The organism is Pseudomonas sp., assembly GCF_040514055.1.
Classification (GTDB): Bacteria; Pseudomonadota; Gammaproteobacteria; order Pseudomonadales; family Pseudomonadaceae; genus Aquipseudomonas.
Map to the genome: position 1 here is coordinate 45,575 of NZ_JBEVDL010000090.1, position 16,506 is coordinate 62,080.

At 62.3% G+C, this 16,506-nt stretch carries 14 protein-coding genes; 4 read left to right on the top strand and 10 right to left on the bottom strand.

Features of this window, described 5'->3' with window-relative positions; translation table 11 throughout:
- Nucleotides 1-5: 5 nt before the first annotated feature.
- Genes ABWY06_RS24130 through ABWY06_RS24140 form a run of 3 tightly spaced genes read left to right on the top strand, consistent with a single transcriptional unit; the run spans nucleotide 6 to nucleotide 4,236 of the window.
- Nucleotides 6-3,497, top strand: a complete 3,492-nt coding sequence (locus tag ABWY06_RS24130) for a pilus assembly protein (protein ID WP_353928125.1) — start codon at nucleotides 6-8, stop codon at nucleotides 3,495-3,497.
- A gap of 2 nt (nucleotides 3,498-3,499) precedes the next feature.
- Entirely contained in the window at nucleotides 3,500-3,826 is a 327-nt protein-coding gene (locus ABWY06_RS24135) for a PilY2 family type 4a fimbrial biogenesis protein (RefSeq protein ID WP_353928126.1), read from the top strand.
- Nucleotides 3,823-4,236, top strand: a complete 414-nt coding sequence (locus ABWY06_RS24140) for a type IV pilin protein (RefSeq protein ID WP_353928127.1) — start codon at nucleotides 3,823-3,825, stop codon at nucleotides 4,234-4,236. Before ABWY06_RS24135 ends, ABWY06_RS24140 begins: the two co-directional genes overlap by 4 nt.
- Nucleotides 4,237-4,867: 631 nt before the next feature.
- On the opposite strand, the gene ispH is transcribed toward ABWY06_RS24140, so the two are convergent.
- The 6 genes from ispH to murJ all read right to left on the bottom strand — a co-directional run bounded on the left by ispH (nucleotide 4,868) and on the right by murJ (nucleotide 12,410).
- Complete coding sequence (ispH, locus tag ABWY06_RS24145) at nucleotides 4,868-5,812, bottom strand: 4-hydroxy-3-methylbut-2-enyl diphosphate reductase (protein WP_353928128.1); 945 nt, start codon at nucleotides 5,810-5,812, stop codon at nucleotides 4,868-4,870.
- A gap of 156 nt (nucleotides 5,813-5,968) precedes the next feature.
- Nucleotides 5,969-6,421, bottom strand: a complete 453-nt coding sequence (fkpB, locus tag ABWY06_RS24150) for an FKBP-type peptidyl-prolyl cis-trans isomerase (RefSeq protein ID WP_353928129.1) — start codon at nucleotides 6,419-6,421, stop codon at nucleotides 5,969-5,971.
- The gene (gene lspA / locus ABWY06_RS24155; RefSeq protein ID WP_353928130.1) at nucleotides 6,414-6,941 is read right to left on the bottom strand and encodes a signal peptidase II; all 528 of its coding nucleotides are present in this window, start codon (nucleotides 6,939-6,941) and stop codon (nucleotides 6,414-6,416) included. Before lspA ends, fkpB begins: the two co-directional genes overlap by 8 nt.
- Entirely contained in the window at nucleotides 6,934-9,765 is a 2,832-nt protein-coding gene (gene ileS / locus ABWY06_RS24160; protein ID WP_353928131.1) for an isoleucine--tRNA ligase, read from the bottom strand. Before ileS ends, lspA begins: the two co-directional genes overlap by 8 nt.
- The gene (gene ribF / locus ABWY06_RS24165; protein WP_353928132.1) at nucleotides 9,762-10,718 is read right to left on the bottom strand and encodes a bifunctional riboflavin kinase/FAD synthetase; all 957 of its coding nucleotides are present in this window, start codon (nucleotides 10,716-10,718) and stop codon (nucleotides 9,762-9,764) included. Before ribF ends, ileS begins: the two co-directional genes overlap by 4 nt.
- 141 nt (nucleotides 10,719-10,859) lie before the next feature.
- The gene (gene murJ, locus ABWY06_RS24170; RefSeq protein WP_353928133.1) at nucleotides 10,860-12,410 is read right to left on the bottom strand and encodes a murein biosynthesis integral membrane protein MurJ; all 1,551 of its coding nucleotides are present in this window, start codon (nucleotides 12,408-12,410) and stop codon (nucleotides 10,860-10,862) included.
- 219 nt (nucleotides 12,411-12,629) lie between these two features.
- On the opposite strand from murJ, the gene rpsT reads away from it, so the two are divergent.
- Nucleotides 12,630-12,908: a 30S ribosomal protein S20 gene (rpsT, locus tag ABWY06_RS24175; protein WP_353928134.1), complete on the top strand. Its 279-nt coding sequence runs from the start codon at nucleotides 12,630-12,632 to the stop codon at nucleotides 12,906-12,908.
- Nucleotides 12,909-13,224: 316 nt separating this feature from the next.
- On the opposite strand, the gene ABWY06_RS24180 is transcribed toward rpsT, so the two are convergent.
- From ABWY06_RS24180 to ABWY06_RS24195, 4 genes are all read right to left on the bottom strand, one after another.
- The gene (locus tag ABWY06_RS24180; protein WP_353928135.1) at nucleotides 13,225-13,689 is read right to left on the bottom strand and encodes a CreA family protein; all 465 of its coding nucleotides are present in this window, start codon (nucleotides 13,687-13,689) and stop codon (nucleotides 13,225-13,227) included.
- A gap of 25 nt (nucleotides 13,690-13,714) precedes the next feature.
- The gene (gene proB, locus ABWY06_RS24185; RefSeq protein WP_353928136.1) at nucleotides 13,715-14,833 is read right to left on the bottom strand and encodes a glutamate 5-kinase; all 1,119 of its coding nucleotides are present in this window, start codon (nucleotides 14,831-14,833) and stop codon (nucleotides 13,715-13,717) included.
- Nucleotides 14,834-14,925: 92 nt separating this feature from the next.
- Entirely contained in the window at nucleotides 14,926-16,146 is a 1,221-nt protein-coding gene (cgtA, locus tag ABWY06_RS24190; protein ID WP_353928137.1) for an Obg family GTPase CgtA, read from the bottom strand.
- A gap of 162 nt (nucleotides 16,147-16,308) precedes the next feature.
- On the bottom strand, nucleotides 16,309-16,506 hold a 198-nt coding region (locus ABWY06_RS24195; RefSeq protein WP_353928138.1), incomplete at its 5' end, for a 50S ribosomal protein L27.

A 16,506-nucleotide genomic window follows, 5' to 3' on the forward strand; every position in this document is an offset into this window, starting at 1 on the left:
CAGCCATGAATCATTTTTTCAATACCGGCAAGCTCACCCTTGCCAGTCTGCTGACAGGAGCCGCTATTTTCGGTTCCTCCTTCGGCGCCCATGCCGTCGTTTCGCAACAGCCGCTGTCCCTGACCGAAGGTGTCGCACCGAACCTGCTAGTCACCCTCGATGACTCCGGCAGTATGGCCTGGGCCTATGCTCCAGATAGCATCTCGGGCCAATCCGGGGCGAGGGCCGGCCGTTCCAGTAGCTACAACTCCATGTACTACAACCCGGCCATCACCTATGTCATTCCCAAGGTCGTCAGCCTGGTCGCCGGAGAAGTGGTAGTCACCAGTTACCCTACGCCCAGCTTTACCGCGGCCCGGGAAGATGGCTTCAACGTTTCCAGTGCTGCCGTCAACTTATCGAATAATTACCGCGCCCAGTGGCAGTCGTTTATGAACAGCTGCCCCTCAGGTGTTAGCTGTAGCAGCGGTGCGGCGGCGGCCCATTATTTCCGCTATAACGTCAGCGGCTCCTGCCCAGCCACTCCAGTATCGGCCGCCGACGCCTGTTATTCGCTGGTTACCATTCCCAGTGCGCAGCAAACCAATTTTGCCATCTGGTATTCTTTCTACCGCACCCGTAACCTCGCCACACGCTCGGCCGCCAACCTGGCGTTTCTGACACTGCCGGAAAACGTTCGGATCACTTGGGGCGCGCTCAACACCTGTAACATCGGTAGCGGCAGCACTTCGGGCACTTGTAACACCAATATCATCAAACGATTTTCTGACGCCCACCGGGTAAATTTTTTCAAATGGCTCTCCGTGCTGCCTCAAGCCAACGGCACCCCCCTGCACGCCGCCCTGACCCGAGCTGGCGAATTTGTCAAAACCAACACCAAAGCTTACCTGGACGATGACGGCAGTAACTATGCCTGCCGGGCCACTTATCATATCTTGATGACGGACGGCACCTGGAACGGTCGAGGCGCTGGCGGCACCAACTCGGATGGCGGACTGGCCTACCCCTATAAGGATGACCAAACCAACACCCTGGCCGACCTCGCTTATAATTACTGGGGCACCGATCTCAGGCCATCCATGCCGGACAAGATCAAACCGTTTATGCCGTACACCACCGCCAATACGGCGGATAACGAACGAGATCCGCGCAACAACCCCGCCAATTGGCAACATATGGTCAACTTTACCTTGAGCCTGGGGCTTTCCACCGGCTTGAAGCTGAGCACGGCTCCCACGTGGAGTGGTGCTACCTTCACCAATCTGGCAGAACTGCTGGCCATGGGTGGCGCTAATGGCAAACGCTGGCCTGCGCTGGATAACGACAGTGTCAACAACATCTATGACCTGTGGCATGCCGCCATTAACTCCCGCGGCGAGTTCTTCAGCGCCGACTCTCCGGACACGCTGATCGCCTCGTTCAGCAGTATTCTCAACCGCATCGGCGACCGCACCGCCTCCGCAGCCGCGCCGGCAATCAACTCCGGCCTGCAGGATGATGGCACTGGCGATCTGGTCAGCTACGCGTTCAAAAGCTCCTACTCCAGCAATGATAGCTGGGCAGGCGACTTGAACGGGTACAAGACCACCAAAGTTTGGAACGGCACCGCCTTCAACATCACTACGACGCCACTCTGGTCGGCACGCAACCTGCTCGCCTCCCAAAGTTGGAGCCTGCGCAATATTCAGATAGCCGCCACCAGTGGCACCACGAAACTTAAGCCACTGAGCTGGACGAACGCGGGCGACAGCAACACGGTGGGAACCCTGGCCTACTGGTTGCGCCAGAACCCCGACAATGTGGATACCCTGGACAGCACCGACACCCTGGCCCAAGACCGCCTAGCGTTCCTGCGCGGTGACCGTTCGAAGGAGACCACCTCATTCCGTAAGCGTGTCACGGTCTTGGGCGATATGATCGCCTCCAAGCCGGCCACCGTGCGAGGCGCTCGCTATCTCACCACCTACGCCAACAAAATCGAGCGTAACGATAGCTACACGGCATTTCTGGAAACGCAAAAAACGCGCGTGCCACAAGTGTATGTGGGCGCGAACGACGGCATGCTTCACGCGTTCAATGCCAACACCGGCGTAGAGACCTTTGCCTTCGTTCCAACGGCGGTGTTCAGCAAACTGCATAAGCTGACCGGCAAGAATTATGAGGGGGCTTTTCACCAATTTTATGTCGAGGGCTCGCCCACTATCGCCGACGCCTACATCAACAACCAATGGCGAACATTGCTGATCGGCACCCTCAAAGCTGGCGGCAAGGGTCTGTTTGCCCTCGACGTCACCGACCCGAACGCCATCAAATTACTCTGGGAGTTCAGCGACAGCAGTATTCCGTCCGCTCAGACCGTACGGCTGGGCTACAGCTTCTCGCAGCCAACAGTTGCCCGCCTGCACAATGGCAAATGGGCAGTGGTGGTGGGCAATGGTTACTCGAGCGCTAATGACACCAATGGCAAAGCGGCTTTGCTGGTTATCGACGCCGCCACCGGCGCGCTGACCAAAACCCTGGAGGTCCAAGGGACCGCCGGCTCAGCCAATGGCCTGTCGACACCGCGCCTGGCAGATATGAACGTTGATGGTGTCGCCGACTTCGCCTACGCGGGCGATCTGCAAGGTAATATGTGGCGGTTCAACCTTGCACCACTCAGCGGCGTGCCTAATGCGCCCTTCCAGCGCAGCAACAATGAAACCAGCGCGGCGGAATCCAGCTTCAAGGTTTCGTTTGGCGGTAAACCTTTGTACACGGCACTTTCTGCCACCGGCTTGCCTCAGGCGATTACCGCAGCACCTGCTATCGTTCGGCACCCCTCGCGTTACGGTTATATGGTGATCTTCACCACGGGCAAATACTATGAAGAGGGCGACAAGGCCGGCATAGCTAACTTGACTCACAGCATTTATGGCATCTGGGACGTTCGCAGCGTTAAAGACTCGGATTCGATCACTCGGCAACCCACCTCATTCACCCGCAGTAAATTGCAGGCACAGGTCATGGACTCTGTGCTGACAGCGGAAGTCGCCGGACGTGGAGCACGGAAGCTAACGAGCAATAGCGTGGACTGGGCCGAGCCACCGGTTTCCCCGTCCACCACATGGACCGACGTTGGCAAAAAATACGGTTGGTATTTCGATTTTGCACTGCCCAAGGAGCTGTCGATCGAAAACCTTAACGTCTTGGGCAAAACGGTCTTTTTCCAAACCCTGGTCCCCAATGTCGACCCTTGCATTTCCGGAGTGGCAAACTGGAGTTATGCCATCGATGCCGAATCCGGTGGTCGCACCTTGCATCACGCGTTTGATCAACGCGAAGTCGGTCACCCAGAGACAGTCATCTCGGCTATCCAACAGGACGGCGAGGGCGGTCATTCGGTCAGCCAAGACGTGAGTGGCAACTTTAAACTTTGCACGGGTACTGAATGCGAAACCATCACTCCCGATCCAGAAAGTATCGGCCGCCAAAGCTGGCGCAAAGTAGAGGAGCACTGAGTATGCTACGTCGCGGATTCAACTTGGGGTTGGCGCTGTGCGCCGCCCTGCTGGCCTCCAATGCCGGCGCCGCTGGAACCTTCGAAGGCGCAGGTAAAGTCACATCGGTAGACGTGGGCAAGAACCTGGTGCTGCTCGAAGAACAGCTTTATAGCCTACCCAACACCACGGCATTGAACGGGACCCCGGTGATATATCAGTTGCGGCCTGGTTCGCAGATTGGCTTTAGTGGCAGGGTCGCAGCGCCCTACTTTGTCATTGACTCTGTTTATATCTATCCGGAGCAATTACAACAGCCGCATGAATCCCTGCTAGGATCGCCAAAATGATCAGGTCGAACAAAGGTTTCACCCTTATGGAGCTGATGATCGTGGTGGCGATCATCGCCATTCTTGGCGCGGTTGCCTATCCGACCTATGTCAACTCGGTCATCCGTGGCAATCGCTCGGAAGGCAACGCGCTACTTAACAATGCCGCCGCCGCACAAGAAAAATTCTCCAGTCAAAACACACGCTATGCCACCACGCTGGCCGAGCTGCGTTTGACGGCGAACTCCACGAACAGCCTCTACCAACTGGCGATTGTCCCGAACGCCAACCCCGGGCAGTTCAGCCTAACTGCAACGCCGATAGGTAAACAGCTTGGGGATACCGAATGTGCAGTGCTTGGTCTCGACCATCTGGGCAACCGTACTGTCACTGGCACTAAATCCGCCCAACCTCAGGACTGCTTCAAGTAGCGCTCCCACGCGTTGAGTGCCCGCGCTTCGCGCGGGCACTTCATCGCCTTGAGATGCTCCAGGGCACGTCTAGGCTTGCGGGCGAACGCGTTTGGATTCATACAATCCGCCTGAAAGGCCTCAACCCTGGCAGCAATTGCTACCAGGGTTGAGGCCCCCTCTCTGGAGTTCGGCCATGCACTCAGCGCGCTCTGGCAGCCCCCCCTTTCAATGCGTAAGCTGCCACCCCCGCGGCAGGTGCGCAAATGCGTGCCAAGGCCTCCCAGGGGATCGGCACACGCCGGCAAGGTATTCGTTCTGTCTTGATCAGGCGGCGCTCAGGCCCGTTTCCCACTTAACACCCGACCGATCGCCCGGCATTTAAAGTGGTGCTGCCGAACCAATAGCCGATTTCGGTGGCGGTTTTTCGATCAGCGCGGGCGGGCGTACTGGATTTGGCCATGCTGTAGCCTGCACGTCGCGTTGCAGGGCCTGTCTCGCCGGGCAAACAAAAGACGACTAAAGAAACTGTTTTCATAGGGCCTAGAACCTTACATCCAGGACCGGCCCCAAGACCACATGACTCATCGCCACGGGCTTAACGACGTGAGCCAGTCCAGGGCTTGCTCGGTAAACGCCCAACGAGGGTTCGCTAAAGCGCTGTCAGGCGTAACTCCTTGGGCATCGAAAAGGTTACGTTTTCCGCCCTGCCCTGCAGCTCCTCGGCACCGCTGGCGCCCCATTCGCGCAGTTGTTCGATGACCCCCAATACCAGCACTTCCGGGGCCGAGGCGCCGGCGGTCATGCCGATGCGCTGGACGCCGTCGAACCATTCGCGCTTGAGGTCTTCGGCACCGTCGATCAGGTAAGCGGGGGTACCCAGACGCTCGGACAGCTCCCGCAGGCGATTGGAGTTGGAGCTGTTGGGGCTGCCGACCACCAGTACCACATCGCTTTCGCTGGCCAGTTGCTTGACCGCATCCTGGCGGTTCTGGGTCGCGTAGCAGATATCGTCCTTGCGCGGCCCGCCGATGCTCGGGTACTTGGCCCGCAGCGCGTCGATCACCCGACTGGTGTCGTCCATCGACAAGGTGGTCTGGGTCACGAAGGCCAGCGCCTCGGGATTGCGCACCTGCAGCCGCGCCACATCCTGTTCGTCTTCCACCAGGTAGATGGCACCACCGTTGCTGGCATCGTACTGGCCCATGGTGCCCTCCACCTCCGGGTGCCCGGCGTGGCCAATCAGGATGCACTCGCGCCCGTCACGGCTGTAGCGCGCCACCTCGATATGCACCTTGGTCACCAGCGGGCAAGTCGCGTCGAACACCTTCAGACCCCGGCCTGCGGCCTCCTGGCGCACGGCCTGTGACACCCCATGGGCGCTGAAGATGACGATGACGTTATCCGGTACCTGTTCCAGCTCCTCGACGAACACCGCGCCACGGGCACGCAGGTCTTCCACCACGAACTTGTTATGCACCACCTCGTGGCGCACATAGATGGGCGGACCGAAGACTTCCAGGGCGCGATTGACGATTTCGATCGCACGGTCGACGCCGGCACAGAAGCCACGGGGGTTGGCGAGTTTGATCTGCATGGAGGTTCTCGACAGGCGAAAAGGCGGAAATAGGCGCCAGTTTACCTCAGCCCGCCGCCAGGGTGGGCGGCACTGCCTACCGACTGAACCGGATCTGGATCAACCGAGGGCGCGGTCTTGCACCGCGCTCGGCTCGCCCAGGCATTGACAACGCCCTTAGAGCGCCTTGACCTCAATAATCTCGACTTCGAAGTGCAGGGTCTTGCCTGCCAGCGGATGGTTGAAGTCAATCGTCACCTGCTGTTCGTCGAAGGCTTTCACTACCCCCGGCAGCTCGGTATTGGCCGCGTCGTTAAAGATCACCAGCAGGCCTTCGGACAGTTCCATGTCCTGGAACTGGGCGCGCGGCATCACTTGCACGTTCTGCGGGTTCGGCTGGCCAAAGGCATTCGCCGGCTCGACCTGCACGGTGCGCCGATCGCCGGCCTTGAAGCCGAACAGCGCGGCTTCAAAGCCCGGCAACAGGTTGCCATCGCCAACCTTGAAGGTGGCCGGCGCCTTGTCGAAGGTGCTGTCGACCACATCGCCATTGTCCAACTTGAGGGCGAAATGCAGGGTCACCTGGGTATGGGCGGCGATCCGTGTGTCTGTGCTAAGGGCATCAGTCATGGGCGGTGGCTCCACGTTTGTCGGCCTTGCCGGAGCGGAACATGTCCAGGGCCAGCATCACCGCGCCAAGACTGATGGCGCTGTCGGCCAGGTTGAAGGCAGGGAAATAATGACGGTTCTGCCAGTGCACCAGGATAAAATCGACCACATGGCCGAGCAGAATCCGGTCATGCAGGTTACCCAGGGCACCGCCCAGCACCAGCGCCAGGGCCACCGCCAGCCAGGTCTCATGGGCCTTCAGGCGCTTGAGCCAGATCACCAGCACCACACTGACCACCAGGGCGATCGCGGCGAAGAACCAGCGCTGCCAGCCCCCGCCATCGGCCAGAAAGCTAAAGGCCGCGCCGGTGTTATAGGCCAGCGTCCAGCTGAAATAACCGGGAATCACCTCGACCTGCTGGTATTTTTCCAACCAGCCTTCGAAGTAAGCCTTGCTGAGCAAATCCAGCACCAGCACCAGCAGGGTCAGTCCGAGCCAGGGCAGTTTCCCCAGGCGACTGCGCAACGTGGTATCAGACATGATGACGCACCTCGCCTTGTCCTTCGATATTGCTGACACAGCGGCTGCAGATCTCCGGGTGCGCGGCGTGCTGACCGACGTCCGCGCGATGGTGCCAGCAGCGCGCGCACTTGGCGTGCGCCGACTTGACGATCTTCAGCTTCAGGCCCGCCACCTCGGTGGTCACTGCCTCGGCCGGCGCCTCGTCCAACGGCGCCAGCACCGCCGCCGAAGTGATCAGGGCGAAACGCAGCTCGTCACCCAACTGCCCCAGGGCGCCGCGCAGGGCCTCCTCGGCATACAGGGTCACCTCGGCCTGCAGGCTACCGCCCAGGGCCTTGGCCGCGCGCAGGGTCTCGAGTTCCTTGTTGACCGCCACCTTGACCGCCATGACCTGCTCCCAGTACGGGCGATCCAGGGCGACGTCGGCCGGCAGTTCGCTCAGGCCTTCGTACCAGGTATTGAGCATCACCGACTCGTTGCGCTCGCCCGGCAGGTACTGCCACAGCTCGTCGGCGGTAAAGGCCAGGATCGGCGCGATCCAGCGCACCAGCGCCTCGCTGATATGGAACAGCGCGGTCTGGCAGGAGCGGCGCGGCTGGCTGTCGGCGCCGGTGGTGTACTGGCGATCCTTGATGATGTCCAGGTAGAAGCCGCCCAGCTCCTGCACGCAGAAGTTGTGCACCTTGGAGTAAACGTTCCAGAAACGGTATTCGCCGTAGTGTTCCTGCAGTTCGCGTTGCAGCAGCAGGGTGCGATCCACCGCCCAGCGGTCGATGGCGATCATTTCGTCGGCCGGCAGCAGGTCGGTCGCCGGGTTGAAGCCGCTGAGGTTCGACAGCAGGAAACGCGCGGTATTGCGGATGCGCCGGTAGGCATCGGCGCTGCGCTGGAGGATCTGGTCGGACACCGCCATCTCGCCCGAGTAGTCGGTGGCCGAGACCCACAGGCGCAGGATATCGGCGCCCAGGGAATCGTTGACCTTCTGCGGCGCGACCACGTTGTTCAGCGACTTGGACATCTTGCGGCCGTTCTCGTCGACCACGAAGCCGTGGGTCAAGAGTTCACGGTAAGGCGCATGGTTGTCGATGGCGCAACCGGTCAGCAAGGAGGAGTGGAACCAGCCGCGGTGCTGGTCCGAACCTTCCAGGTAGAGGTCGGCCTGCGGGCCGCCGGGCTGGCCCTGCGGGTGCGAGCCGCGCAGCACATGCCAGTGAGTGGTGCCCGAATCGAACCACACGTCCAGGGTGTCGCTGATCTTGTCGTACTGCGCCGCCTCGTCGCCCAGCAGTTCGGCCGCCTCCAGCTTGAACCAAGCCTCGATGCCCTGCTGCTCGACGCGCAGAGCCACCTGCTCCATCAGCTCGACGGTACGCGGGTGCAGCTCGCCGCTTTCCTTGTGCAGAAAAAACGGAATCGGCACGCCCCAGTTGCGCTGGCGCGAGATGCACCAGTCCGGCCGGTTGGCGATCATCGAATGCAGGCGCGCCTGGCCCCAGGCCGGCACGAACTGCGTGTCCTCGATGGCCTTGACCGCGCGCTGGCGCAGGGTCTCGCCGGTAACCGGTGGCTTGTCCATGCCGACAAACCACTGCGCGGTGGCGCGATAGATCAAGGGCGTCTTGTGCCGCCAGCAATGCATATAGCTGTGGCTGATGGTTTCGGTGTGCAGCAAGGCGCCGACCTCGCGCAACTTGTCGACGATCAGCGGGTTGGCCTTCCAGATAAACTGGCCGCCAAAAAACTCCAGGGTCGGCACGTAGACGCCATTGCTCTGCACCGGCGTAAGGATGTCGTCGTTGACCATGCCGTAACGCTTGCAGGTGACGAAGTCGTCCTCGCCATAGGCCGGCGCGGAGTGCACCACACCGGTGCCGGCGCCCAATTCGACGTAATCGGCCAGGTACACCGGCGACACGCGGTCGTAGAAGGGGTGGCGGAACTCGACCCGTTCCAGGGCTTCGCCCTTGGCGGTCGCCAGCACCGTACCGTTCAGGCCATAGCGGCTCAGGCAGGCTTCCACCAGCGCCTCGGCCAGGACCAGCAGGCGATCGCCGACGTCGACCAGGGCGTAATCGAACTCCGGGTGCAGGTTCAGCGCCTGGTTGGCCGGAATGGTCCAGGGCGTGGTGGTCCAGATCACGATGGCCGCGGGCTTGGCCAAAGCCGGCAGGCCGAAGGCGGCCGCCAGTGTCGCCAAATCGGCGGCCGGGAAGGCCACATCGATGGTGGCCGAGGCCTTGTCGGCGTACTCGACTTCCGCTTCGGCCAGGGCCGAGCCGCAGTCGAAGCACCAGTTCACCGGCTTCAGGCCCTTGAACACGAACCCGCCCTTGACCATTTCCGCCAGGGCGCGGATCTCACCGGCCTCGTTGGCGAAGTCCATGGTCTTGTACGGGTTGCTCCAGTCGCCCAGCACGCCCAGACGGATAAACTCGGCCTTCTGGCCCTCGATCTGCTCGCTGGCATAGGCGCGGCACAGCTCGCGGGTCTTGTCCGCCGGCAGGTTCTTGCCGTGGGTCACCTCGACCTTGTGCTCGATCGGCAGGCCGTGACAGTCCCAACCCGGCACATAGGGCGCATCGAAACCGCTCAGGGTCTTGGAGCGGATGATGATGTCCTTGAGGATCTTGTTGACCGCATGACCGATATGGATGCTGCCGTTGGCGTAGGGCGGGCCATCGTGCAGCACGAATTTCGGGCGACCCTCGCCAATCTGCCGAATCTTCCCGTACAGGCCCATGCTGTCCCAGCCCTGCAGAATCTGCGGTTCGCGCTGGGGCAGGCCGGCCTTCATTGGGAAGGCGGTGTCCGGAAGGTTCAGTGTGGCTTTGTAGTCGGTCATGTCAGGCTCTTCACTTCGTTAAGCGGTTGACCCAGCCAATGGGCACGGGCGGCGACGATATCGGCATCAATCGCCGTCTTGAGCGCCTCCAGGGAGGCGAAACGCTGCTCGTCTCGCAGCTTGTGGTGGAAAGCCACCGTCAAACGCCGGTCATACAGGTCGCCGGCAAAATCCAGCAGGTGCACCTCCAGGTGCGCGCGGCCATCCCCCGCCACGCTGGGCCGGACGCCGATATTGGCGACGCCTGGCCATGGCCGGCCGTCCACCTCGGTGCTGACCAGGTAGACTCCGGTCAATGGCACGCGGCGGCGCTTGAGTTGTACGTTGGCGGTGGGCGTGCCCAGCTGCCGGCCCAGCTTCTGCCCGTGCAGCACCCGTCCGGCGATCTGAAAAGGACGCCCCAACAGGCGTTCGGCCAGCGCAAAATCCGCGGCCAGCAGGGCCTCGCGCACCCGCGTGCTGCTGACCCGCAGACCATCGACTTCGACGGTGGCGGCGGCCTCGACACTAAACCCCTCGGTAGCGCCGGCCTGCAGCAGAAAGGCGAAATCGCCGGCGCGGTCGCAGCCAAAGCGGAAATCGTCCCCCACTTCCAGGTGCTGTACACCCAGGCCCTCGACCAGCACGGCATGCACGAATTCCGCCGCGCTCAGCTCGCGCAGGCGCCGGTTGAACGCCAGGCACAGCACCCGATCGACGCCCTCGGCGGCCAGCAGGTCCAACTTGTCGCGCAAGCGGGTCAGGCGCGCAGGCGCCGTATCGGGGCCGAAAAATTCCCTCGGCTGCGGCTCGAAAATCACCACGCAGCTGGGTACCCCCAACTCGACGGCGCGTTCACGCAGACGCGCCAGGATCGCCTGGTGGCCACGGTGAACCCCGTCGAAATTGCCGATGGTGGCGACACAGCCCAGATGCTGGGGCCGCAGATTGTGTAGGCCTCGAACCAGCTGCATAGGACGCTTCTTGCTCGCAAAGTCGTCGATTATAACCGCACCGGGCTCCGGACAACAGGCAAGCCGCCAGACAAGGCATCAGGACTGTCCGGAGCGGGACCCGCGACACATCTGAATGGCCCTCAGGACCACCCCAGGCCCTTAAAACAACGCCCGACGGGTAAAGTCCCGGAGCCGGAAGCCCAGCAGCAGCAGCATGCCGAAATAGGCCAGAATACCGCCGCCCACCAACGCACCCAGACGCAGCAAGCGCTGCAACATGCCGCCCTGATCCCAGGCCGGCATCCAGTGCAGCATGGCCAGCAACACGGCCGCCATCACCAGCACCGCCACCAGCAGCCGCAGGAAAAAGTGCCACCAGCCCAGTTGCGGGGTATACAACGCCTGTTTGCGCAACTGCCAGTACAGCAACCCGGCGTTCAGGCAGGCCCCCAGGCCGATGGCCAGTGCCAGGCCAGCATGGCGCATACCGTCGGGAAAGGTCAGGTAAAACGTCAGGTTCATCACCTGGGTCATGGCCAGGGTAAAGAACGCGATCCGCACCGGCGTGCGAATATTGCGCTGGGCATAAAAACCGGGCGCCAGCACCTTGATCAGCAGGATACCGGTCAAGCCCACGGCATAGGCGATCAATGCCAGCTGGGTCATCTGCGCATCGTGGGCGCTGAACTGGCCGTACTGGAACAACGCCACCGTCAGGGGCTCGGCCAGCAGCGCCAAAGCCAGGGCGCAGGGCAAGACCAGCAGCAGGCACAGCCGCAGCCCCCAATCCAGCACCCGCGAAAATTCCGCGGCATCCTTGTTGGCGAAGGATTTCGACAGCACCGGCAACAGGATGGTCCCCAGCGCCACGCCCAGCACGCCGGAGGGCAGTTCCATCAGGCGGTCGGCGTAGTACATCCAGGACACCGAGCCCGCCACCAGAAACGAGGCGAAGACGGTATTGATGATCAGCGAGATCTGGCTCACCGAGACGCCGAGAATCGCCGGCCCCATCTGCCGCAACACCCGCCACACGCCGGCATCGCGCAGGTTCAGCCGCGGTAGCACCAGCATGCCGATCTTCTTCAGGTGCGGCAGTTGATAAAGCAACTGCAACAACCCGCCCACCAGCACCGCCCAGCCAAGCGCCATGATCGGCGGGTCGAAATAGGGCGTCAGGAACAGGGCAAACCCGATCTGGCTGAGGTTCAGCAGGGTCGGCACAAAGGCCGGCACCGAAAACCGGTTCCAGGTGTTGAGGATCGCCCCCACCAGGGAGGACAGCGAGATCAGCAGGATATAGGGGAAGGTCACCCTCAGCAGGTCGACCGTAAGCTGGAATTTTTCCGGACTGTCACTGAAGCCGGGCGCGGTGGCCCAGATCACCCAGGGCGCCGCCAACACCCCCAGCAGCGTCACCAGGGCCAGCACCAGGGTCAGAAGGCCCGACACATAGGCGATAAAGGTCCGCGTCGCCTCCTCGCCCTGCTGACTCTTGTATTCGGCCAGGATCGGCACGAAGGCCTGGGAAAACGCTCCCTCGGCAAAAATCCGCCGCAGCAGGTTGGGCAACTTGAACGCGACGATAAAGGCGTCCATCGCCGGCCCGGCACCGAAGATGCGCGCCAGCAGGGTATCGCGCACAAACCCCAGTACGCGCGACAGCATCGTCATGGAACTGACCGCGGCCAGGGATTTCAGTAGATTCATGGGGCTCGTTTCTGAAGGGGCTGTGCGGCCCGGCAGCGGCGCCAGCAGGCGCGGCCGGCAAAGTCGGCGAGTGTAAAACCGCAGGCCGAATAAATCATCCACCGATCGTGCGCCCACTGCCCGTTTTCACAAGCAGGCTTGACAACCAAGCCCGGGGTCGGCATGATTCGCGGCCTTATTTGTTTAGTCATTCCCCAAAGTTTTTCGAGGAGCTCGACGGTGGCCAATACACCTTCTGCCAAAAAACGCGCTAAACAGGCTGAGAAGCGTCGTAGCCATAACGCCAGCCTGCGCTCCATGGTTCGTACCTACATCAAGAACGTGGTCAAGGCCATTGATGCCAAGGAACACGAAAAAGCTCAAGCCGCCTATGTTCTGGCTGTGCCGGTAATCGACCGTATGGCCGACAAAGGCATCATCCACAAGAACAAGGCCGCTCGCCATAAGAGCCGCCTGAACGCACACATCAAGGCACTCGGCGAAGCCGCTGCAGCCTGAATGTAATGCGCTCTGAAAAAACCGGCCGATGGCCGGTTTTTTTATGCCTCGATTTTTCCAGACCGACTGCGAGCCAACCCTCGGCGCCTCCCAAAGGGACGCCGAGCGCCCCAGGCTGCATTCCCACGCGGAGCGTGGGAACGATCAATGCAACGATCAATGCAGAACACACCACTGCAGACACTCACGGCACCACCAAACTGGACGCCGAGCGTCCCGGGCTGCATTCCCACGCGGAGCGTGGGAACGATCAGCCAGCCAGGCACAACGCCCACAAAAAACCGGAGCCTGGCTCCGGTTTTTTTAACCGCTGCGCTCAGGACCTGTCCGGCCAGGGCAGAATCGGGATGGCGGTCACCGCATTCTGCGGGCTGCCCTCGATCACCCGGTCGCTGTACACCAGGTACACCAGGGTATTGCGCTTGCGGTCGAAGAAACGCACCACCTGCATGGTCTTGAACACCAGCGAGGTGCGCTCCTTGAACACCTCCTCGCCATCCTTCAGCTCGGACACAAAGCGGATAGGCCCCACCTGGCGACAGGCGATCGACGCCTCGGCCCGGTCCTCGGCCAAACCCAGGCTGCCTTTGACGCCGCCGGTCTTGGCCCGCGACAGGTAACAGGTCACGCCCTCCACCTTGGGGTCATCGAAGGCCTCGAGCACCACCTTGTCGTTGGCCCCCAACCACTTGAACACCGTGGAGACCTCACCGATCTGCTCGGCCACCGCCAGCGCTGGCAGCACCAGCAGGGCACCGAGCATCATTCGAATAGCGCGCATCATGCCTCTCCTTTGGACCGCAGGCTTACACCAGAATCAGGTTGTCGCGGTGTACCAACTCGGGCTCGTCGACATAACCCAGCAGGCGCTCGATGGCGTCCGACGGCTGACCGACGATCTTCTGCGCCTCCAGGGCGCTGTAGTTGGCCAGGCCGCGCGCCACTTCGCGCCCGTCCGGCCCGACACAGACCACCATCTCACCACGACGGAAACCGCCCTGCACCGCCTTGACCCCCACCGGCAACAGGCTTTTATGCCCTTGCGACAGCGCGGCGACTGCCCCCGCATCCAGCACCAGGGTGCCGCGGGTCTGCAGGTGGCCGGCCAGCCATTGCTTGCGCGCCGCCAGCAGGCCGCGCTCGGGTGCCAGCAAGGTCCCCAGGCGCTCGCCCTGCCGCAGCCGCGCCAGCACCTGCTCGATGCCACCGCCGACTATGACCGTGTGCGCCCCGGAACGCGCCGCCAGGCGCGCCGCCCGCAGCTTGGTCTGCATGCCGCCACGCCCCAGGGCGCCACCGGTACCGCCGGCCACCGCATCCAGGCTCGGATCGTCGGCACGCGCCTCGTGAATCAGCTGCGCCTCGGGATGATGCCGCGGATCGGCGTCGTACATGCCGTCACGGTCGGTGAGGATCACCAGCAGGTCGGCCTCCACCAGGTTGGCCACCAGCGCCGCCAGGGTGTCGTTGTCACCGAAACGGATCTCGTCGGTGACCACCGTGTCGTTTTCATTGATCACCGGAATGGCGCCCAGCTCGACCAGGGTGCGCAAGGTGCTGCGGGCATTCAGGTAGCGCTTGCGATCGGACAGGTCGTCATGGGTCAGCAGGATCTGCGCAGTGTGCCGACCGTGCACGGCGAAGCTCGATTCCCAGGCCTGCACCCGGCCCATCTGACCGACCGCGGCGGCCGCCTGCAGTTCGTGAATGGCGCTCGGCCGGGCACTCCAGCCCAGGCGGCTCATGCCGGCCGCCACCGCCCCGGAGGACACCAGCACCAGCTCGACGCCCGCCTCGCGCAGCGCCACCATCTGCTCGACCCAGACCGCCATGGCACCGCGATCCAGCCCTCGCCCATCCGCAGTCAACAACGCACTGCCGATCTTCACCACCCAGCGCCGCGCGCCCGTCACCTTGTCCCGCATCGTTATCCAACCTTGGTCAGAGGGCAGCGCACCGGCCCGGCGCCAGCCTTGGAATAAAACGGCAAAACGCCGCGGTGAGGCGGCGTCGTGTATCAATCGCGAACGTAGATGATCTCCGGCCCATCCTCGTCGTCTTCCTCGTCCCAGAAGCTGTCGTCTTCCTCGACGCCCGCGGCCTTCACGCCCGTGCGGCGCAGGGTACGCTGATCATCCAGCGCCTGCAGCTGCGCCCGCGCCTCGTCCTCGATGCGCCGATCCAGCTCGGCCAGCTCGGAGGCGTACTGCGGCTCCTCGGCGATGCGCAGCGCACGCTCCTCGAGGTATCGCATGATGTCATGACAGAGGCGCTCGGTGCCTTCACGGGCGATGGCCGAGATCACATAAACCGGACCGGTCCACTCCAGGCGTTCGGTGATTTCCTTGACCCGCGCCTCGTGCTCCTCTTCCAGGATCTGGTCGCACTTGTTCAGCACCAGCCAGCGATCGCGCTCGGCCAGGGACGGGCTGAACTTGGTCAGCTCGCTGACGATGGTCTCGGCCGCATCGGCCGGATCGGTCAGGTCCAGGGGCGCCATGTCCACCAAGTGCAGCAGCAAGCGGGTACGCGCCAGGTGCTTGAGGAAGCGAATCCCCAGACCCGCACCATCGGAAGCGCCTTCGATCAGGCCCGGGATATCGGCCACCACAAAACTCTTGTAGCGGTCGACGCTCACCACCCCCAGGTTGGGAATGAGGGTGGTGAAGGGATAATCCGCCACCTTGGGCTTGGCCGCCGAGACCGACCGGATAAAGGTACTCTTGCCGGCATTCGGCAAACCGAGCAGACCGACGTCGGCCAACACCTTCAATTCCAACTTGAGGTCGCGCGAATCACCCGGCTTGCCCAGGGTGGTCTGGCGCGGCGCCCGGTTGGTGCTGGACTTGAAACGGGTGTTACCCAGACCATGCCAACCGCCATGGGCCACCAGCAGGCGCTGGCCCGCCTTGGTCAGGTCACCGATGATTTCCTGGGTCGCGGCGTCGATCACCGTGGTCCCTACCGGCACCCGCAGCACCAGCTCCTCGCCCTTGCGCCCGGTGCAGTCGGCACTGCCGCCATTGGAGCCGCGCTCGGCATCGAAGCGCCGGGTATAGCGGTAGTCCACCAGGGTATTGAGGTTCTCGTCGGCAATCATATAGATGGAGCCGCCGTCACCGCCGTCGCCACCGTTGGGACCGCCATTCTCGATGAACTTCTCACGACGGAAGCTCATGCAACCGTTACCGCCGTCACCGGCCTTTACAAAAATCGATACTTCATCGACGAATTTCATGGACACGCCTCCCGCCACGAGAACGGGCTAGATAACACAGGGAACCTAAGACTTTTGCAAAAACCGGCAACACCGTCCAGCGGCAGATCTTTGCAAAAGCCTCGAGCATACAGAAACAAAAAAGCCCCGTCGCGAGACAGGGCTTTTCCAGCAATCGCGCGATCAGGCCGCGACGACGCTCACGTAGCGACGGCCGAACGCGCCCTTCACTTCGAACTTGATCACGCCTTCGACTTTCGCGAACAGGGTGTGATCCTTACCCATGCCAACGCCATAACCGGCGTGGAACTGGGTGCCGCGCTGACGCACGATGATGTTGCCGGCCTTGATGACCTGGCCGCCATACATCTTCACGCCAAG